This is a genomic window from Streptomyces sp. NRRL S-37 (genome assembly GCF_000721605.1).
GTDB lineage: Bacteria > Actinomycetota > Actinomycetes > Streptomycetales > Streptomycetaceae > Streptomyces.
This window is the reverse complement of sequence record NZ_JOIZ01000019.1, coordinates 241,525-257,762: the sequence shown is the minus strand read 5'-3', so window position 1 is coordinate 257,762 and position 16,238 is coordinate 241,525. Positions and strand designations below refer to the sequence as shown.

Annotated in this window: 17 protein-coding genes and 1 pseudogene; 5 read left to right on the top strand and 13 right to left on the bottom strand. The window is 71.3% G+C overall.

Going from position 1 to position 16,238, the window contains the following annotated elements:
* Positions 1-105 precede the first annotated feature (105 nt).
* The 5 genes from IH50_RS0126950 to IH50_RS0126930 all read right to left on the bottom strand — a co-directional run bounded on the left by IH50_RS0126950 (position 106) and on the right by IH50_RS0126930 (position 4,708).
* Positions 106-744, bottom strand: a complete 639-nt coding sequence (locus IH50_RS0126950; protein WP_030867581.1) for a GNAT family N-acetyltransferase — start codon at positions 742-744, stop codon at positions 106-108.
* 136 nt (positions 745-880) lie between these two features.
* The gene (locus tag IH50_RS0126945; protein ID WP_030867578.1) at positions 881-1,708 is read right to left on the bottom strand and encodes a MetQ/NlpA family ABC transporter substrate-binding protein; all 828 of its coding nucleotides are present in this window, start codon (positions 1,706-1,708) and stop codon (positions 881-883) included.
* Positions 1,709-1,888: 180 nt separating this feature from the next.
* The gene (locus IH50_RS0126940; RefSeq protein ID WP_030867575.1) at positions 1,889-2,626 is read right to left on the bottom strand and encodes a methionine ABC transporter permease; all 738 of its coding nucleotides are present in this window, start codon (positions 2,624-2,626) and stop codon (positions 1,889-1,891) included.
* Positions 2,623-3,660, bottom strand: a complete 1,038-nt coding sequence (locus tag IH50_RS0126935) for a methionine ABC transporter ATP-binding protein (protein ID WP_030867573.1) — start codon at positions 3,658-3,660, stop codon at positions 2,623-2,625. The genes IH50_RS0126940 and IH50_RS0126935 overlap by 4 nt, the downstream gene beginning before the upstream one ends.
* 397 nt (positions 3,661-4,057) lie before the next feature.
* Positions 4,058-4,708, bottom strand: coding sequence for an HAD family hydrolase (locus tag IH50_RS0126930; protein WP_030867570.1), 651 nt, complete (start codon positions 4,706-4,708; stop codon positions 4,058-4,060).
* A 63-nt stretch (positions 4,709-4,771) separates the two neighbouring features.
* Between IH50_RS0126930 and IH50_RS0126925 the strand changes: the two genes are divergently transcribed.
* Genes IH50_RS0126925 through IH50_RS0126915 form a run of 3 tightly spaced genes read left to right on the top strand, consistent with a single transcriptional unit; the run spans position 4,772 to position 5,934 of the window.
* The gene (locus IH50_RS0126925) at positions 4,772-5,128 is read left to right on the top strand and encodes a hypothetical protein (RefSeq protein ID WP_234328243.1); all 357 of its coding nucleotides are present in this window, start codon (positions 4,772-4,774) and stop codon (positions 5,126-5,128) included.
* Between the two features lie 13 nt (positions 5,129-5,141).
* Positions 5,142-5,501, top strand: coding sequence for a hypothetical protein (locus IH50_RS0126920; RefSeq protein ID WP_030867564.1), 360 nt, complete (start codon positions 5,142-5,144; stop codon positions 5,499-5,501).
* 1 nt (position 5,502) lies between these two features.
* Complete coding sequence (locus IH50_RS0126915) at positions 5,503-5,934, top strand: hypothetical protein (RefSeq protein WP_030867562.1); 432 nt, start codon at positions 5,503-5,505, stop codon at positions 5,932-5,934.
* Here the strand turns inward: IH50_RS0126915 and IH50_RS0126910 are convergent, their stop codons facing one another.
* From IH50_RS0126910 to IH50_RS0126900, 3 genes are all read right to left on the bottom strand, one after another.
* Positions 5,935-6,432, bottom strand: a complete 498-nt coding sequence (locus IH50_RS0126910) for a GNAT family N-acetyltransferase (RefSeq protein WP_030867559.1) — start codon at positions 6,430-6,432, stop codon at positions 5,935-5,937.
* A gap of 57 nt (positions 6,433-6,489) precedes the next feature.
* Positions 6,490-7,002, bottom strand: a complete 513-nt coding sequence (locus IH50_RS0126905) for a sigma-70 family RNA polymerase sigma factor (RefSeq protein ID WP_030867556.1) — start codon at positions 7,000-7,002, stop codon at positions 6,490-6,492.
* A 74-nt stretch (positions 7,003-7,076) separates the two neighbouring features.
* Complete coding sequence (locus IH50_RS0126900) at positions 7,077-8,246, bottom strand: glycerophosphodiester phosphodiesterase (RefSeq protein WP_030867554.1); 1,170 nt, start codon at positions 8,244-8,246, stop codon at positions 7,077-7,079.
* A gap of 414 nt (positions 8,247-8,660) precedes the next feature.
* Between IH50_RS0126900 and IH50_RS0126895 the strand changes: the two genes are divergently transcribed.
* Positions 8,661-9,332, top strand: coding sequence for a lysophospholipid acyltransferase family protein (locus tag IH50_RS0126895; protein WP_030867552.1), 672 nt, complete (start codon positions 8,661-8,663; stop codon positions 9,330-9,332).
* 117 nt (positions 9,333-9,449) lie between these two features.
* On the opposite strand, the gene IH50_RS0126890 is transcribed toward IH50_RS0126895, so the two are convergent.
* From IH50_RS0126890 to IH50_RS0126870, 5 genes are all read right to left on the bottom strand, one after another.
* A complete protein-coding gene (locus IH50_RS0126890; RefSeq protein ID WP_030867549.1) occupies positions 9,450-10,961 on the bottom strand; it encodes an MFS transporter in 1,512 nt (503 codons plus the stop codon).
* The gene (locus IH50_RS0126885) at positions 10,958-11,527 is read right to left on the bottom strand and encodes a TetR/AcrR family transcriptional regulator (RefSeq protein ID WP_030867548.1); all 570 of its coding nucleotides are present in this window, start codon (positions 11,525-11,527) and stop codon (positions 10,958-10,960) included. Before IH50_RS0126885 ends, IH50_RS0126890 begins: the two co-directional genes overlap by 4 nt.
* An 86-nt stretch (positions 11,528-11,613) precedes the next feature.
* Positions 11,614-12,585 carry an aldo/keto reductase gene (locus tag IH50_RS0126880; protein ID WP_030867545.1) on the bottom strand — a complete coding sequence of 324 codons (972 nt, stop codon included), beginning with the start codon at positions 12,583-12,585 and terminating at the stop codon, positions 11,614-11,616.
* A 176-nt stretch (positions 12,586-12,761) separates the two neighbouring features.
* Positions 12,762-14,192: an argininosuccinate lyase gene (gene argH, locus IH50_RS0126875; RefSeq protein ID WP_030867543.1), complete on the bottom strand. Its 1,431-nt coding sequence runs from the start codon at positions 14,190-14,192 to the stop codon at positions 12,762-12,764.
* A 113-nt stretch (positions 14,193-14,305) separates the two neighbouring features.
* Entirely contained in the window at positions 14,306-15,499 is a 1,194-nt protein-coding gene (locus tag IH50_RS0126870) for an argininosuccinate synthase (RefSeq protein ID WP_199822137.1), read from the bottom strand.
* Positions 15,500-15,702: 203 nt separating this feature from the next.
* On the opposite strand from IH50_RS0126870, the pseudogene IH50_RS40110 reads away from it, so the two are divergent.
* Positions 15,703-16,184 (top strand): annotated as a pseudogene (locus IH50_RS40110) (hypothetical protein).
* The last annotated feature ends 54 nt before the right edge of the window (positions 16,185-16,238 follow it).

The window sequence follows — 16,238 nt, the reverse complement described above, 5'->3', positions numbered from 1 at the left end:
TCCTGGGGTCTGCGCAGGTCGTCGTCGGCTGTCCCGCCACGGGGCGGGCTCCGTGAGACTACCTGGTGCGACCGGGGTCCGCGCCGCCGGTACCTCGTGCGAAGGTCAGTTCCAGTCCGGGTACGGGGTGAATCCGCCGGTGCCGGCCAGGTGTCCGTCCGCGCCCTCGATGTCCTCGGGCAGCAGGCTCCATACGATGAAGTCGGTGCGTACGTCGCTCCAGCCGCCGCCCTCGGTGCGGACGTGGGCTATGCAGGCACCTCTCAGCACGCCCTCGCTGATGCAGCCGATCTTCTGGGCGACCTGCTGGGAGGCGGTGTTGTCGGCCGCGGTGCGCAGCTCGATGCGTTCGAACTTCTGGTCGTTGAAGAGCCACCGGGCGGTGGCGAGCGCCGCCTCGGAGGCGTAGCCCTCGCCGCGCGCCCAGGGGGCGATGATGTACGACAGCTCGGTGGAGCGCACGTGCCAGTCGGTCTTGGCGAGCTGGATGACGCCGACCAGGCGCTGGGTGAGGAACTCGGTGACGGCGAGGTCGAGTCCGTTGCCCCGGGCGCGTTCGGAGGGGGCGTACTCGGTGATCCAGGTGCGTGCGGCCTGTTCGGAGAAGGGCTGCGGGACGTCGGTCCAGGCGCCGACCTGCTCGTCGTTCATCATCTCGGCGAGGGCCGGGACGTCGTCCGTGTCGAAGGGACGCAGCACCAACCGCTCCGTGCTGATGGAGATGCTGGGGAAGGTGCTCGTCATGCGCCGCTCCGTAACCTGAGGGACCGTCGGGTGCTGCTGAACTGCCCAGCATGCAGCATGAAGGCACCGAACCGCACCACGGGGTCCGCTCCGGTACGCGGAGGGGACCCCGTGGGTGCCGTGCGGGTCGCGCCGGTCAGAACGAGGCGATGACGGACCCCGCGTACTTGTCCTCGATGAACTTCTTCACCTCGGGCGAGGTGAGGAGTTCGGCGAGCTTCTTGACGCGCGGGTCGTCCTCGTTGCCCTCCTTGACGACGAGGAGGTTCACGTTGGGGTTGTTCTCGGCGGACTCCAGGGCGATGGCGTCCTCGGCCGGCTTGAGGTCGGCCTCCAGGGCGTAGTTGCCGTTGATGACGGCCGCGTCGACGTCGTCCAGGGAGCGCGGGGTCTGGGCCGCCTCCAGCTCCTTGAACTTCAGGTTCTTCGGGTTCTCGGTGATGTCCGCGGTGGTGGCCGCGGTGCCGACGCCGTCCTTGAGGGTGAGGAGCCCGTTGGCGGCGAGCAGCTGGAGGGCGCGGGCCTCGGTGACGGTGTCGTTGGGGACGGCTATGGTCGCGCCGTTCTTCAGGCCGTCGGCCTTCTCGGTCTTCTTCGAGTACAGGCCGAGCGGCTCCAGGTGCACCGAGGCGACGGACTTCAGGTGGGTGCCGTTCTTCTTGTTGAAGTCCTCGAGGTAGGGCTCGGTCTGGAAGTAGTTGGCTCCCACCGAACCGTCCTCGGTGGCCGTGTTCGGCGTGACGTAGTCGGTGAACTCCTTGACCTCCAGGTCGAGGCCGGCCTTGTCGGCGAGGTTGTCCTTGACGTAGGTGAGGACCTCGGCGTGCGGGACGGGCGTCGCGGCGACGACCAGCGGCCCGGAGGTGTCGGAGGCGGCGTCCTTGTCCGAGCCGCAGGCGGTGAGCCCGAGGGTGAGGGCTCCGGCGGCGAGGACGGCGGTGGTGATCTTGGCGGTGTTACGCACGAAAAGTGCCTTTCCTTGGGTGGTGCGGCCCCTTGGATCAAGGGGTGCCGGCGCGAAGCGCCGTCGTTGAGGGGTGGTGGTCGGGCGACTTGGATCAAGGGGTGCCGGCGCGAAGCGCCGTCGTTGAGGGGTGGTGGTCGGGCGACGGGTGGGCCGTACGGGGAGTCTTCGGCGGGGGTGCTACGCGACCTTGCCGACGTCGGCCGCGGCGGGCTCCTCGGCCTTGAGGAGCCGGAGCCTGGGCGAGGAGCCGGAGCGGCCGCCGCGGCGGTGCAGGGCGCGGGCCGCGTAGTCGCCGGCGAACTGGATGAGGGAGATGGCCACGGCGAGGACCGCGACGGTGATCCACATCAGGCCGGTCTCGAAGCGCTGGTAGCCGTAGCGGACGGCGAGGTCGCCGAGTCCGCCGCCGCCGACGGTGCCGGCCATGGCGGAGTAGCCGATGAGCGCGATGACCGTGGTGGTGGTGGAGGCGATCAGCGAGGGCAGCGCCTCGGGGACGAGGACCTTGCGGACGATCGTCCAGGTGTTGCCGCCCATCGCCTGCACGGCCTCCACGAGCCCGTGGTCCACCTCGCGCACGGCGGTCTCGACGAGCCGCGCGAAGAAGGGGATGCCGCCGATGGCGAGCGGCACGATCGCGGCCTCGCTGCCGATGGTGGTGCCGGTGACCCAGCGGGTGAAGTTCATCAGGGCGACCATGAGGATGATGAACGGCAGCGAGCGGCCGATGTTCACGATCTGCCCGATGACCTTGTTCACCACGGTGTTCTGGAGCAGTCCGCCCTTGTCGGTGAGGACCAGCAGGATGCCGAGCGGAAGGCCGCCGACGACGGCGATCAGGGTGGACCAGCCGACCATGACCAGCGTCTCGGTACAGGCCTGTTCGAGCAGCGGCTGCATCTCGGACCAGGTCACTTGGTCCCCTCCTTCACCAGTGCGGGCTCTTCCCGGTTCACGACGTCGATCTGCAGGCCCTGTTCGCGCAGGAAGCCGACGGGGACGACGTTGTCCTCGTAGCGGCCGGGCAGTTCGATGCGCATCCGGCCGACCTGGAGGCCGCCGACGGTGTCGATGGCGGCGCCGAGGATCGATATGTCGATGTTGTAGGTGCGCGAGAGCTGGGAGATGACCGGCTGGGTCGCGCTCTCGCCGTGGAAGGTGACGTCGAGGACGGTGCGGTCGTCGCCGGAGGCCTCGCCGCCGACCGGGAAGAGCGCGGCGGCCAGTTCGGAGCCGGGGGTGGCGAGGAGTTCGGTGACCGTGCCGGACTCGACGACGCGGCCGTTCTCCATGAGGGCGGCCGAGTCGCAGACCGACTTCACGACGTCCATCTCGTGGGTGATGAGCAGGACGGTGAGGCCGAGCTGCCGGTTGAGGTCGCGCAGGAGCCGCAGGATCGAGCGGGTGGTCTCCGGGTCGAGGGCGCTGGTGGCCTCGTCGGAGAGCAGCACCTTGGGGTCGCCGGCGAGGGCGCGGGCGATGCCGACGCGCTGCTTCTGGCCGCCGGAGAGCTGGGCGGGGTAGGCCTTGGCCTTGTCCGCGAGGCCCACCAGGTCGAGCAGTTCCAGCGCCTTGCGGGAACGTTCCTTCCCCGACGTGCCGAGGATCTCCAGCGGCAGTTCGACGTTGTCCTGCACGGTGCGCGAGGAGAGCAGGTTGAAGTGCTGGAAGACCATGCCGATGCGGCTGCGCGCCTGCCGCAGTTCCCGGCCGGCCCGGGGGCCGCGGCCGGCGAGCGCGGTGAGGTCCTGGCCGGCCACGGTCACGGTGCCCGAGGTGGGGCGTTCCAGCAGGTTGACGCAGCGGATGAGGGAGGACTTGCCGGCGCCGGACTGGCCGATGACGCCGTAGACCTCGCCTTCGCGGACGTGCAGGTCGACGCCGTCGAGGGCGGTGACCTCGCGGCCGCGTGAGCGGTAGACCTTGGTGAGGCCCGAGGTGGTGATCACGTGGGTATCCGTCACTGTCGAGTGCGCGGCGCGTCGTGGGCGCCGGGCACGAGGCATTCAGGGTCGAAAGCAGCCGGGCGGCACGGATCTCGGTGGGGCGTGGCGGTGGAGACCGCGGAGAAACGTGCGCGCGGGGGCGTGGCTCAGTCGCACATGCGGGGGAGGCGGGCGGACATGAGCGGGCTCTCGCTTCGGGGCGCGAGGCTCAGATGGTGCGGGGGCCCTCTGTCAGGCGCACATTCGGCGACACATACACCGGGCGCCGGGCGTCATGGGCGCCTCGGTCGCGGGGATGCGGTCGCTCGTCGTGGTCATGCGATCAGTAAAGCAGACGTTCACTCCTGACCGGACACGGCTGTCCGTATTCTGGACAGCCGTGGACAGTGGCACGCCCACGTCAGGGACGTACGGAGATCTCCACTCCCCCGTCCGTGACCAGTGCGGACAGGGCCGAAAGGTCCTTCACGACGAGGTCGGCGGTCAACTCGTGGGCCCGGTGGGTTGTGGCCAAGGCCACGGTGGTCATGCCGGCGGCGCGGCCGGCCTGGAGCCCTGCGGGGGCGTCCTCGAAGACGACGCAGTGCGCGGGGTCGACGCCGAGGGTGCGGGCGGCGAGGAGGTAGGGCTCGGGGTCGGGCTTGCCGCGGGTGATGTCGTCGGCGGCGACCAGCGTCTTGGGCAGGATGCCGACGGCCTCCAGACGGGCCTCGGCCAGGCGCCGGGTGGCGGAGGTGACGACGGCCCAGCGCTCGGCGGGCAGCGCGGCGAGGAAGTCCTCGGTCCCCGGCAGCAGTTCCACGCCGCCGTTGGGCACGTCCTCGACCTCCAGGTCCTCGATCCGCGCGACCGCCTCCGGCACGACACGGGCGGGCAGCAGATCGGCGGCTATCTCCGCGGCCGGCCGCCCGTGCAGCTCGACGCGTCCGAACTCCTCGGCCGTGATCCCGTACTCGACGGCCCACCGCGTCCAGCAGCGGTTCACGGAGGCGAGGGAGGAGACGAGGGTTCCGTCGTTGTCGAACAGCAGGGCCTGCGCATGGATGGTCATGCCATCGACCTTACGGGCCCGCCGAGCCTTGCCGGATCCCCCGGCCGTGGTGATCATCACGGCATGAGACCCGAGGTGAGCGCCTTCGTGGCGGACGGGCCGCTGCCCGACGAGGAGTCCGGGGAGGAAGCGGAGATCGACCGCAGGGCGCGGCAACTGGAGGCGATACCGCGCCCGCTGGACCTCGCCGAGGCGGAGGCCCTGGCCGGCTGTTTCGGACCGGACGACTGCTACGGGGTCGCCTGGACGATGGTCCACCTGATCGAGACCGCCCCGGGTCCGGTGTACACGCCGGAACCGGCGTCCGACGCGGGCGCGCACGCGCGGATCCGCGGGTGGGCGGTCGCCGCCGGGCTGATCACGGAGGACACCGGGCCCGGCGCTCCCGGGGGCGGGGACAGCGGGGGTTTTCCGGCGTAATAGGGTCACTGCCATGCTTGATGTCCTGACGGTGGTGACCGGTGTCGCCGCGTTGCTGCTCGGCGCCTGGTGCGGGTGGGCCGCCTACCGTGACCAGCCGACGAAGGACTGGCACTTCATCGGGATGGCCGTGGTCACGCTGCTGACGCTGGCGCAGCTGGTCGTCGGGATCGTGCAACTGGCCCGGGGCGAGAAGCCGGAGCAGGGCACGACGATCTTCGTGGCGTATCTGCTCGGCGCGTTCGCGTGCGTCCCGGCGGCCGGCTTCATGTCGCTCGGCGAGCGCTCCCGCTGGGGTTCGCTGACGGTCGCCGCGAGCGGTGTCGTGCTGGCCGTGCTCGAGGTGCGGCTCCATGACATCTGGGGAGGCTGAGGTGGCCGCGACGCGGGAGAAGCCGGCCAGGACGCGGCTGATCGGCGGTCCGGGACTGCTGCTGGTGTGGCTTTACGGGGTGATGGTCGTCGGCGCGGTGTCGCGTTCCGCGTACCAGATCGCCACCGAGTTCGACCGGGCGCCGCTCGCCTACTCACTGTCGGCGGCGGCCGGCGTGGTCTACGGCTTCATCACCTACACCCTGGTGCGCGGCGGGGAGACGGCCCGCAGGGCGGCGCTGGTGTGCTGCGCCGCCGAGCTCGTGGGCGTACTGACCGTGGGGACCTGGACGCTGGTGGAGCCGTCCGCGTTCCCCGACGCCACCGTGTGGTCGGACTACGGGATGGGCTATCTCTTCATCCCGGTGCTGCTGCCCCTCACCGCGCTGTACTGGCTGCGCAGGGCACGGCCGGAGCAGCGGCCCGCGTCCTGATCAGGCGGTCGTCGCGTAGGCCTGCGCCTGCTTCTCCAGGACGATCATCGGTACGCCGTCGGCGCCTTGGGAGGTGCCCACCCGCTGGTAGCCGACCTTGCTGTACAGGCTCAGGTTGCTCTCGCTGCGGTGCCCGGCGTGCAGGCGGAAGGTCCTGGCGCCGCGCTCGTCGGCGAGGGCGGACTCCGCGGCCCGCAGGAGACGCGCGCCGATGCCGTGTCCCTGGAGACGGGGGTGGACACAGAGCTTGCCGATCGCGGCGGCGCCGTCCTCGGTGATCCTGCCGTGCACCGAGCCGACGATCTCGTCGCCGAGGCGGGCGACGAAGACGCAGTCGGCGGCGACCTCCTCGCGGACCGAGTCGAGGGTCTGGACGAGCGGGTCGATGCGGTAGTTGCCGTAGAGCGCCGCCTCGCTCTGGAAGCACAGGTACTGCAACCTGAAGATTTGCTCCGCGTCCTGCCCGGCCGCCGCAGAGATGGTCACGCTCATGCCCATGTGCGCATGCCTCCCGCTCACCTGATCACCTGTTGTCCCTCACTCCTATCCCCGTCCTCAGCGCGCCGCAACCTCCTGTGTGAGCAAACGACGCAGACATCCCAGGCATCTGGAACGTTCCGGGCCGATACTGCCCTGTGAGATACCCAACTCCCCCGCGATCTCCCGGTATGTCGGGTCATGCGGGGACAGCAGCGCCTCCATCAGTTCCGGGCAGCGGCCGGGCAGCCGTCGTACGGCGTCCCGCAGGGCACGGCGGCGGGCGGCGGCGAGTGCGAGACCTTCGGGGCCGTGGCGGCCGGTGTCGGCGGGGTCGCCGGTCAGCGCCGTCTCCCGGCGGGCGCCGCGGCGGGTGCGGCGGGCCTCCGCGCGGACCGCCCGGCGCAGCCAGCCCGGAGGGTCGGACGGCGGACCGCAGGTGCCGAGACGCTCCAGGAGGCGCAGCCACACCGCCTGTTCCAGATCGCCCGGTTCGGTCCCGGAGCCGAGCGCCTCGGCGGCGGCCTCCGCGGTGAGCAGCGGACGCAGGGAGACGACCAGCTCGTACGCCGGGACCGGCTCGTGTGTCATACGCGCAACGACTCGGCCGCTCCGGGCGGGGTTGCCCGGAGCGGCCGAAATCCCCCCTTTCGGGGCGAAGCGGGTCAGTTGTTGACGAAGTCCTCGCGGGCCAGCAGTCCGGTGTCCGGGTTGTCGGTGAAGACGCCGTCGATGCCGGTGGCGAAGTACGCCCGGTAGGCGCCGAAGACGTCGCCGTAGGCGTCGGGGTCGGTGCCCTCGCGGAAGTCTGCGGGCAGGAAGGGGTTCTCGTTGCGCAGGGTGTAGGGGTGCAGGATCAGGCCCGCGCGGTGGGCGTCCCGCACCAGCGTGGTCGGCTCGGTGAGCCGGCCGGCCGCGTCGCGCGGGATGACCAGGTCGAGAGTGGGGCCGATGCCCTGGGCGTAGCCGGCGATCTCCCGCAGGCCCCTGCGGGTGACGAGGTCGGCGACGGTGCGCGGGTCCCCCGTCTCGACGAAGTCCCAGGGGCGGGTGGTGGCGCCGGAGAGGAGGACGACGAGGGGGTTGTCGACCAGTTTGTTCAGGCGCTCGACACTGGTCGGCTCGAAGGACTGGAGGATGACCGGCGCGTTCTTGTCGTCCTTGCCGTGCCGGCGCAGCAGCTTGGCGACTCGCTCCTCCAGGTCCAGTCCCAGCTTGCGGAAGTAGGTGGGGTGCTTGAGCTCGGGGTAGATCCAGACCTGCTTGCCGCGCTTGCGGGTCTGCTCGTCCTGCCAGCGCAGCACCTCCTCGAAGGTGGGGATCTCCCAGCGTCCGTTGTAGAGGGTGTTGTGCGGGCGGTTGGCGGGGATGCGCTCCACCGCGCGGAGCCGCTTCAGCTCGGCGAGGGTGAAGTCCTCGGTGAACCAGCCGGTGACGGAGGCGCCGTCCAGCGTCTTGGTGGTCCGGCGGCCGGCGAACTCGGGGTGGTCGGCGACGTCCGTGGTGCCGCCGATCTCTGGTTCGTGGCGGCAGACGAGGTGGCCGTCCTTGGTGGGGACGAGGTCGCCGGCCTCGACGATGTCCGCGCCCATGTCGAGGGCGAGCTGGTAGGCGCCGAGGGTGTGCTCGGGCCGGTAGCCGCTGGCCCCGCGGTGGCCCACGATGGTGGGGACGGGCAGGCTCTTCAGTCCCCGGCCGCCGCCGGGCCGGTGGCCGGCGGCTCTCGCGGTGCCGCCCAGGGCCAGGACCGTTCCGGAGGCGCCGAGCACGGCCGCGCCGAGGAGGGCCCGCCGTCCGGTTCCGCCCGCCTGTTCGTTCGACTCCCGCGTTGCCATGAGGGTCCTCCTGATGTCGGCTCGTCCGGTGCGGGGCGATCGTAGGTGCGTGCGGATGACGCACGGGAGACCCCGGGCCGAACACACGGGTGATGTCGCGTGACGTACGCCCCTCGTGCGAATGACGTACGTCTGTCGTATTCCGGTGGTAATGTGACGGCTCGTCCGGTTGGACGGGACGGAGCGGGGCACCCGTGCGGTGTGCGGCCCGGGCGAGTTGCGTCACAGTGTGACGGCCGTGTCGCTCACCGGCCGCGGGCGGGCCGCCGCAGGTGAACCCGGGTCAAGAGTGAGTAAGACCTCGGTGAACTCCCACGATCTCGATGTGCGCAACCCCCCGGGCCGCGAGTAATGTCCTCACCTGCACAGACTCGTACGGCATGAACCGACGTCCGTTCCCCACCGGAGGGCCCGTTGTCCCGCTTCGCGCTCATCAAGGCAGTGCTCGGTCCGATCATGCGCCTGATGTTCCGCCCACAGGTGGAGGGCGCGGAGAACATCCCGGGCGACGGTCCTGTGATCCTGGCCGGCAACCACCTGACGTTCATCGACTCGATGATCCTGCCGCTCGTCTGCGACCGCCAGGTCGTCTTCATCGGCAAGGACGAGTACGTCACCGGCAAGGGGTTCAAGGGCCGGCTGATGGCGTGGTTCTTCACCGGCGTCGGCATGATCCCGGTCGACCGCGACGGCGGGCGGGGCGGGGTGGCGGCGCTGATGACCGGGCGCCGGGTGCTGGAGGAGGGCCGGATCTTCGGCATCTACCCGGAGGGCACCCGCTCCCCCGACGGCCGCCTCTACCGGGGCCGTACCGGCATCGCCCGGCTCACCCTGATGACCGGCGCGCCGGTCGTGCCGTTCGCGATGATCGGCACGGACAAGCTGCAGCCGGGGGGTGCGGGTCTGCCCCGGCCGGGCAAGGTGACGGTCCGTTTCGGTGAGGCGATGGAGTTCTCCCGGTACGACGGGATGGGGCGTGACCGGTACGTGCTGCGGGCGGTGACCGACTCGGTGATGACCGAGGTCATGCGGTTGTCCGGGCAGGAGTACGTGGACATGTACGCCAGCAAGGCGAAGGCCGCATAAGCGCAGGGCGGGGGCTGCGGTCGCACTGCGGGTGCGGATGGATCGTGGCTGGTCGCGCAGTTCCCCGAGCCTCTTCGGGTTGGCTGTTCAGCCGGTGACTCCAAGGTTCCGGCTCTTTCAGAGCCGTTGGTTCCGGAGCATGAACCACGCGGCTGCCGCCGCTGCCAGGAGGACCGCCGCTCCTGTGCCCGCTGCCAGGGCGAGGCCGTCGACGAAGGACTGGCGGGCCGCTTCCAGCATCGGCCGGGCCGTGCCGGCAGGCAGGTGCGACGCCGCTTCCACCGCGCCGCCCAGGGACTCGCGGGCCTTTGCCGGGGTGCCCGCCGGGCCGGTGAAGCCGCGGTAGACGCCGGTCACGATGGACCCGAGTACGGCGATGCCCAGGGCCGCGCCGAGTTCGTACGCCGTCTCCGAGACGGCGGAGGCGGCGCCCGCCTGTTCCTTGGGGACGCTCGAGAGGATCACGTCGGCGGTCACCGTGAAGGAGAAGCCGGCGCCCAGGCCGACCACCAGCAGTGCCGTCCCGAGCAGGGGGTAGCCGGTGGACTGGTCGATCACCGTCAGCGCGGCCAGGGCCAGGCCGATGGCGGCCAGGCCGCCGGCGACGACCGAGCGCACCGAGAAGCGGCGGGCGGTCCGGCCGGCGATCAGACCGGCCGCCACCGCGCCGACCGCGGCGGGCAGTTCCGCGAGGCCCGCCTCGAACGGGCGACGCCCCTGGACCAGTTGCAGGTACTGGGAGAGGAAGAACACCAGGCCGGACAGGCCGAGGACGGTGAGCAGGTCGGCGAGCACCGCCCCGCTGAATCCCCGGCCGCGGAACAGCCGCATGTCCAGGAGGGGCTTGGGGAGGGCGAGCTGGCGGCGGACGAACAGGTACAGGGCCGTCGCGCCCAGCAGGCCCGCCGCGAGGGCGGGCGCGGCGGGGCCGTGGCTCGCCGTCTCCTTCACCGCGTAGACCACGCCGATCATGCCGGCCAGGGACAGGGCCACGCTGGTCAGGTCCCACGGGCCGGGTTCGGGGGTGCGGGACTCCGGCAGCAGCTTGCTGCCGACGACCACCAGAACCGCCATGACCGGCAGGTTGATCAGGAAGACCGAGCCCCACCAGAAGTGCTCCAGCAGCAGCCCTCCGAGGACCGGTCCGACCGCCGTGCCGGCGGAGGCGGTCGCGCCCCAGATGCCGATGGCGAGGCTGCGCTCACGCGGGTCGTGGAAGAGGTGGCGGATCAGGGCGAGGGTGGCCGGCATCAGGGTGGCCCCGGCGACGCCGAGCAGGGCGCGCGCCGCGATCATCACCTCGGGCGTGTGCGCGTAGGCGTTGAGCACGGAGATCACGCCGAACGCGGCGGCGCCGTACAGCAGGATCCGCTTGCGGCCGACGCGGTCGCCGAGGCTGCCCATCGACACGAGCAGTCCGGCGAGCACGAAGGAGTAGACGTCACCGATCCACAGCAGCTGGGAGCCGGTGGGTGCGAGGTCCTCGCTGATGTACGGGGTGGCGAGGCCGAGGACGGTCGCGTCGACGGCCACCAGCAGGACGGCGAGCACGAGGACCGACAGGGCGAGCCAGCGGCCGGGGCGGCGCGTCTCCTCGGTCGTGGTCCGCGGCCGTATGGCGCTGGTCATGATTCCTTCCCCGGCGCCGGTTCCTCCGGGCGTCGTACGCCGCCGAGCAGCAGCTCGACGATCATGTGGGTGAAGTCCTTGGGGGCGACCCGGCCCTCGGCCACCGCCCAGGCGGCGGAGGCGAGCAGGCCGTAGAGCGCCTCGGTGAGCCAGGCCGGGGTGAGGTCGATGCGGAACTCGCCGCTCGCCTGGCCGCGCCGGAACAGCGCGGCGATGCGCTCGTCGATCGCGGCCCAGCCCTCGTTCTGCTCCTCGCCCTCGAACAGCTGGTTCTCGGTGTAGAGGAAGGCGAGCAGGGGGGCGTGCGGTTCGATCGCGGCGACCACGCGGCGCACGGCGTCGGCGGCCGGCCCCTCGTCGGGCCGGGCGGCGGCCAGGGCGGCCTCGCACTCGGCGATCCCGAGCGCCTCCAGCGCCCGGACCAGCGCGTCCCGCCCGGCGAACTGCCGGTGCAGGGTGGCGCGGCTGATCCCGGCGGCCTTGGCGACCTCGTCCATGGTCGCGGTGGATCTACGGGTCAGCAGGGCGGCGGCACTGCGCAGCACGTGGTCACGATCGACAGCCATGAGACAACTGTACTCCATGCGAGACACGAATGTCTCATTCAGGGCGTACGGGTCTCACGGCTGTCGTGCGAGGAACGGCCGGGCGGTCAGTGCCAGGGCAGCTCTCCGCGCCGCTCCCAATAGGCCCGGGGCTCCTCGGCCAGGGCGGTCAGGCGGGAGAGCTGGTCGTCGGTGAGGTCGACGGCGGCGGCGTGCAGGTTGGAGGTGAGCTGGGCGGTGGTGGCCGCGCCGGAGAGGACCACACCGGCCCACGGCTGCCGCAGGACCATCGCGAGGGCGACGGCGTCACAGCCGAGCCCGGTCTCCTCGGCGACGGCCCGCAGCGCCTCCGGGGCGTGCGCGGCGGCGAGCCGGCCGTTGGCCATGCCCTCCTTGACGATCACGGTGAGCCCGGCGTCACGGGCCTCGGCGAGCGCGGGCCCGGCGGAGGTCTCCAGGACGTTGTACGTCGACTGGACGGTACGGAAGAGGGGCTCGCCGTCGACCGTGACGGCGAGGGCGGCGCGGATGGCGTCGGCCTGGGCCGGGCCGCTGGTGGAGAAGCCGACGGTGAGGCCCCGGCCCGCCGCCTCCGCGAGCCGGGCGTGCAGCTCCTTGTCGGTGAGGGCGGGGCTCTCGGGGGTCACCGAGTGGATCTGGTAGAGGTCGAGCCGGTCGCCGAGCAGTGCCTCGGTCTCGGCGCGCTGACGCTCGTACGCCGCGAGGGAGTGGTCCTTGACCTCGTGCCGCTCGGCGTCGGTGGTCCAGTCGGCGGTGTAGGTGTAGCCCCATTTGCTGCCGATGACGACGTCGTCGGCGTCGGTCCTCTTCCTCAGCCAGTCGGCGAGGAACTCCTCGGAACGGCCGTAGGAGCGGGCGGCGTCGAAGTAGCGGACGCCCTGGGCGTAGGCGGCGTCGAGGAGTTCGTGCGTACGGGTGCGCAGCGTCTCGACGCCGCGGTCCTCTCCGAGGTCGGCGTCGCGGCCGAGGTTGATGTAGCCGGGGCGGCCGACGGCGGCGAGGCCGAGGCCGATGTGGCAGGTGGGGGTTGTCGCTGTCGCCAGTCGGGCGAAGGGCATCGCGGGCTCCGTCGGTCGGGTCCGGTTCGGCGTTCCGACCAACGTAACCCGCGATGACCTCGGCTTCGCCCAAGAGCTGGGGTGCTGCGGCTGTTTCGCGGGTGCGCCGGGGTTCTTCGCGCCCGCGCGGCAAAGCCGCACATCGGTACGGCCCCGCGCCCCTGAGGGATGTCGCCCTACCGCTTCTTCGCCGTTGCCCAGGCATGCTGGCCGGCCACGTCCCGCTTCACCTCGGCCAGCTGGACCGCGACCGCGCTCGGGGCCGTGCCGCCCCGGCCGTCGCGGGAGGCGAGGGCGCCGGGGACGTTGAGGACCGAGCGGACCTCCGGGGTGAGGTGGGCGGAGATCTTGGCGAACTGTTCGTCGGTCAGTTCGTCCAGTTCCTTGCCCTCGGACTCGGCGACCTTGACGCACTCGCCGGCCACCTCGTGCGCGACGCGGAACGGCACGCCCTGCTTGACCAGCCACTCGGCGATGTCGGTGGCGAGGGAGAAGCCGGCCGGGGCCAGTTCCTCCATGCGCTCGCGGTGCACGGTGAGGGTGGCCATCATGCCGGTGAAGGCGGGGAGCAGGACCTCCAGCTGGTCGATGGAGTCGAAGACCGGCTCCTTGTCCTCCTGGAGGTCGCGGTTGTACGCGAGAGGCAGCGCCTTGAGGGTCGCCATCAGGCCGGTCAGGTTGCCGATGAGGCGGCCGGACTTGCCGCGCGCCAGCTCGGCGATGTCCGGGTTCTTCTTCTGCGGCATGATCGACGAGCCGGTGGAGAACGCGTCGTGCAGGGTCACGAAGGAGAACTCCTTCGTGTTCCAGATGATGATCTCCTCGGCGACCCGGGAGACGTTCACGCCGATCATCGCGGTGATGAAGGCGAACTCGGCGACGAAGTCGCGGGAGGCCGTGCCGTCGATGGAGTTGGCGGCGCTGCCGTGCTCGAAGCCGAGGTCCTCGGCGACCGCCTCCGGGTCCAGGCCGAGGCTGCTGCCCGCGAGCGCTCCGGACCCGTACGGCGACACCGCCGTGCGCTCGTCCCACTGGCGCAGCCGCTCGGCGTCCCGGGACAGTGCCTGGACGTGGGCGAGGACGTGGTGGGCGAAGAGCACCGGCTGGGCGTGCTGGAGGTGGGTGCGGCCGGGCATGGCCACGTCCGGGTGGGCCTCGGCGAGGCCGACGAGCGCGTCCTGGAGGTCGGCGATCAGACCGCCGATGACGCGGGCGTGGTCCCGCAGGTACATGCGGAAGAGGGTGGCCACCTGGTCGTTGCGGGACCGGCCGGCACGCAGCTTGCCGCCGAGGTCGGGGCCGAGGCGCTCCAGCAGGCCGCGCTCGAGGGCGGTGTGGACGTCCTCGTCGGCGATGGTGCCGGTGAAGGAGCCGTCGGCGACGTCCGCTTCGAGCCGGTCGAGCCCGGCGATCATCCGGGTCAGCTCGTCCTCGGTGAGCAGGCCCGCCGCGTGCAGCACGCGGGCGTGGGCGCGCGAGCCGGCGATGTCGTAGGGCGCGAGCCGCCAGTCGAAGTGGACGGACGCGGACAGCTTCGCCAGGGCCTCGGCGGGACCGTCGGCGAAACGGCCGCCCCAGAGCCGTACGTCACCGCTGTTGCTGCTCACTACCTGCACTCCTCGAAGAAAGTGATGTACAAACGCGCCCCGGAAGGGGCGCGGGGGACTGCGCGGTCAACCACGACGGACCCGCAGTCCCCCTCCCCCAGCAACCGGACCGGTCAGGCCAGATCCCGCTTCGCGGCGATCTTCGCCGACAGACTGTAGATGTCGATGAAGCCCTTCGCCGCCGCCTGGTCGAACGTGTCGCCCGTGTCGTACGTGGCCAGGTTGAAGTCGTACAGCGACGACTCCGAGCGCCGGCCGGTGACGACGGCGCGGCCGCCGTGCAGGGTCATCCGGATGTCGCCGTTGACGTGCTGGTTGGCCTCGGCGATGAAGCCGTCCAGGGCGCGCTTGAGCGGGGAGAACCACTGGCCGTCGTAGACCAGTTCGCCCCAGCGCTGCTCGACCTGCCGCTTGTAGCGGGCGAGCTCGCGCTCGACGGTGACGTTCTCCAGCTCCTGGTGGGCGGTGATCAGGGCGATCGCGCCGGGGGCCTCGTAGACCTCGCGGGACTTGATGCCGACGAGGCGGTCCTCGACCATGTCGATCCGGCCGATGCCCTGGGCGCCGGCGCGCTCGTTGAGCTGCTGGATCGCCTGGAGGACGGTGACCGGCTTGCCGTCGATGGCGACCGGCACGCCCTCCTTGAAGGTGATGACGACCTCGTCGGGCTCACGCGCCACGGCGGGGTTCTGCGTGTACTCGTACACGTCCTCGATCGGCGCGTTCCAGATGTCCTCGAGGAAGCCGGTCTCGACGGCGCGGCCGAAGACGTTCTGGTCGATGGAGTACGGGGACTTCTTGGTGGTCGCGATCGGCAGGCCCTTGGCCTCGCAGAAGGCGATGGCCTTGTCGCGGGTCATGGCGTAGTCGCGGACCGGGGCGATGCACTTCAGGTCAGGGGCGAGGGCGACGATGCCGGCCTCGAAGCGGACCTGGTCGTTGCCCTTGCCGGTGCAGCCGTGGGCGACGGTGGTGGCCCCGTGCTTCTGCGCGGCGGCGACGAGGTGCTTGACGATCGTCGGCCGGGACAGCGCGGAGACCAGCGGGTAGCGGTCCATGTAGAGGGCGTTGGCCTTGATCGCCGGGAGGCAGTACTCCTCGGCGAACTCGTCCTTGGCGTCCGCGACCTCGGCCTCGACGGCACCGCAGGCGAGCGCGCGCTTGCGGATGACGTCCAGGTCCTCGCCGCCCTGGCCGACGTCGACCGCAACGGCGATGACCTCGGCGCCCGTCTCCTCGGCGATCCAGCCGATGGCGACGGAGGTGTCCAGACCGCCCGAGTAGGCGAGTACGACGCGCTCGGTCACGGGTTTCTCCTTACAGTGCATTCGCTGACATGCATGAGTATGCAGTAGTCCGCATGAATCGTCAATCTGCTCGCGAATCCGGGGCCGGGTTGAACGCCGGAAACCGCTTTCGCGTACTTGTCGCCGGACGCAGGCGCCGCGTCGGACCGATCGAGACAGCACGACACACACCCGTGACACCCCGACCCGAGTGAGGCATCCGCATGTCCAGGGCCCTTCCGAAGTACAGCAAGCGCCGCGTCGGCTTCATCGGCGGCGCCGCCGCGCTGGCACTGTCCGGCGCGGTGATCGCCGGCTCCGCCCCCGCGATCCCCGCCACCGCCCAGGCCGAGGTCGACCGCAACCTCGGCGACCTCGACAAACAGATCGCAACGCCATCCTCGGCCCCCTCGAGGACAAGCGCGTCGCCGCCATCAACCGCATCGCCACCGCCATCGGCCGCACCGCCGAACGCCCCGCCGGACTCGACGCGCTCGCCCCGTGCTCGCTCGACGCACAGGGCGCGGCCGGGCAGGACGAGGCGGGCGCCGGCGAGGAAGCGACGACACCGCCGGCCAACGCCATCCTCGGCCCCCTCGAGGACAAGCGCGTCGCCGCCATCAACCGCATCGCCACCGCCATCGGCCGCACCGCCGAACGCCCCGCCGGACTCGACTCCCTGGCCGCCTGCACGCTCACCAAGTGAGGTGACAGGCGCTGTGGCCGCCCCGTACATGCGCCGGCCGGGGCGGCCACGGTA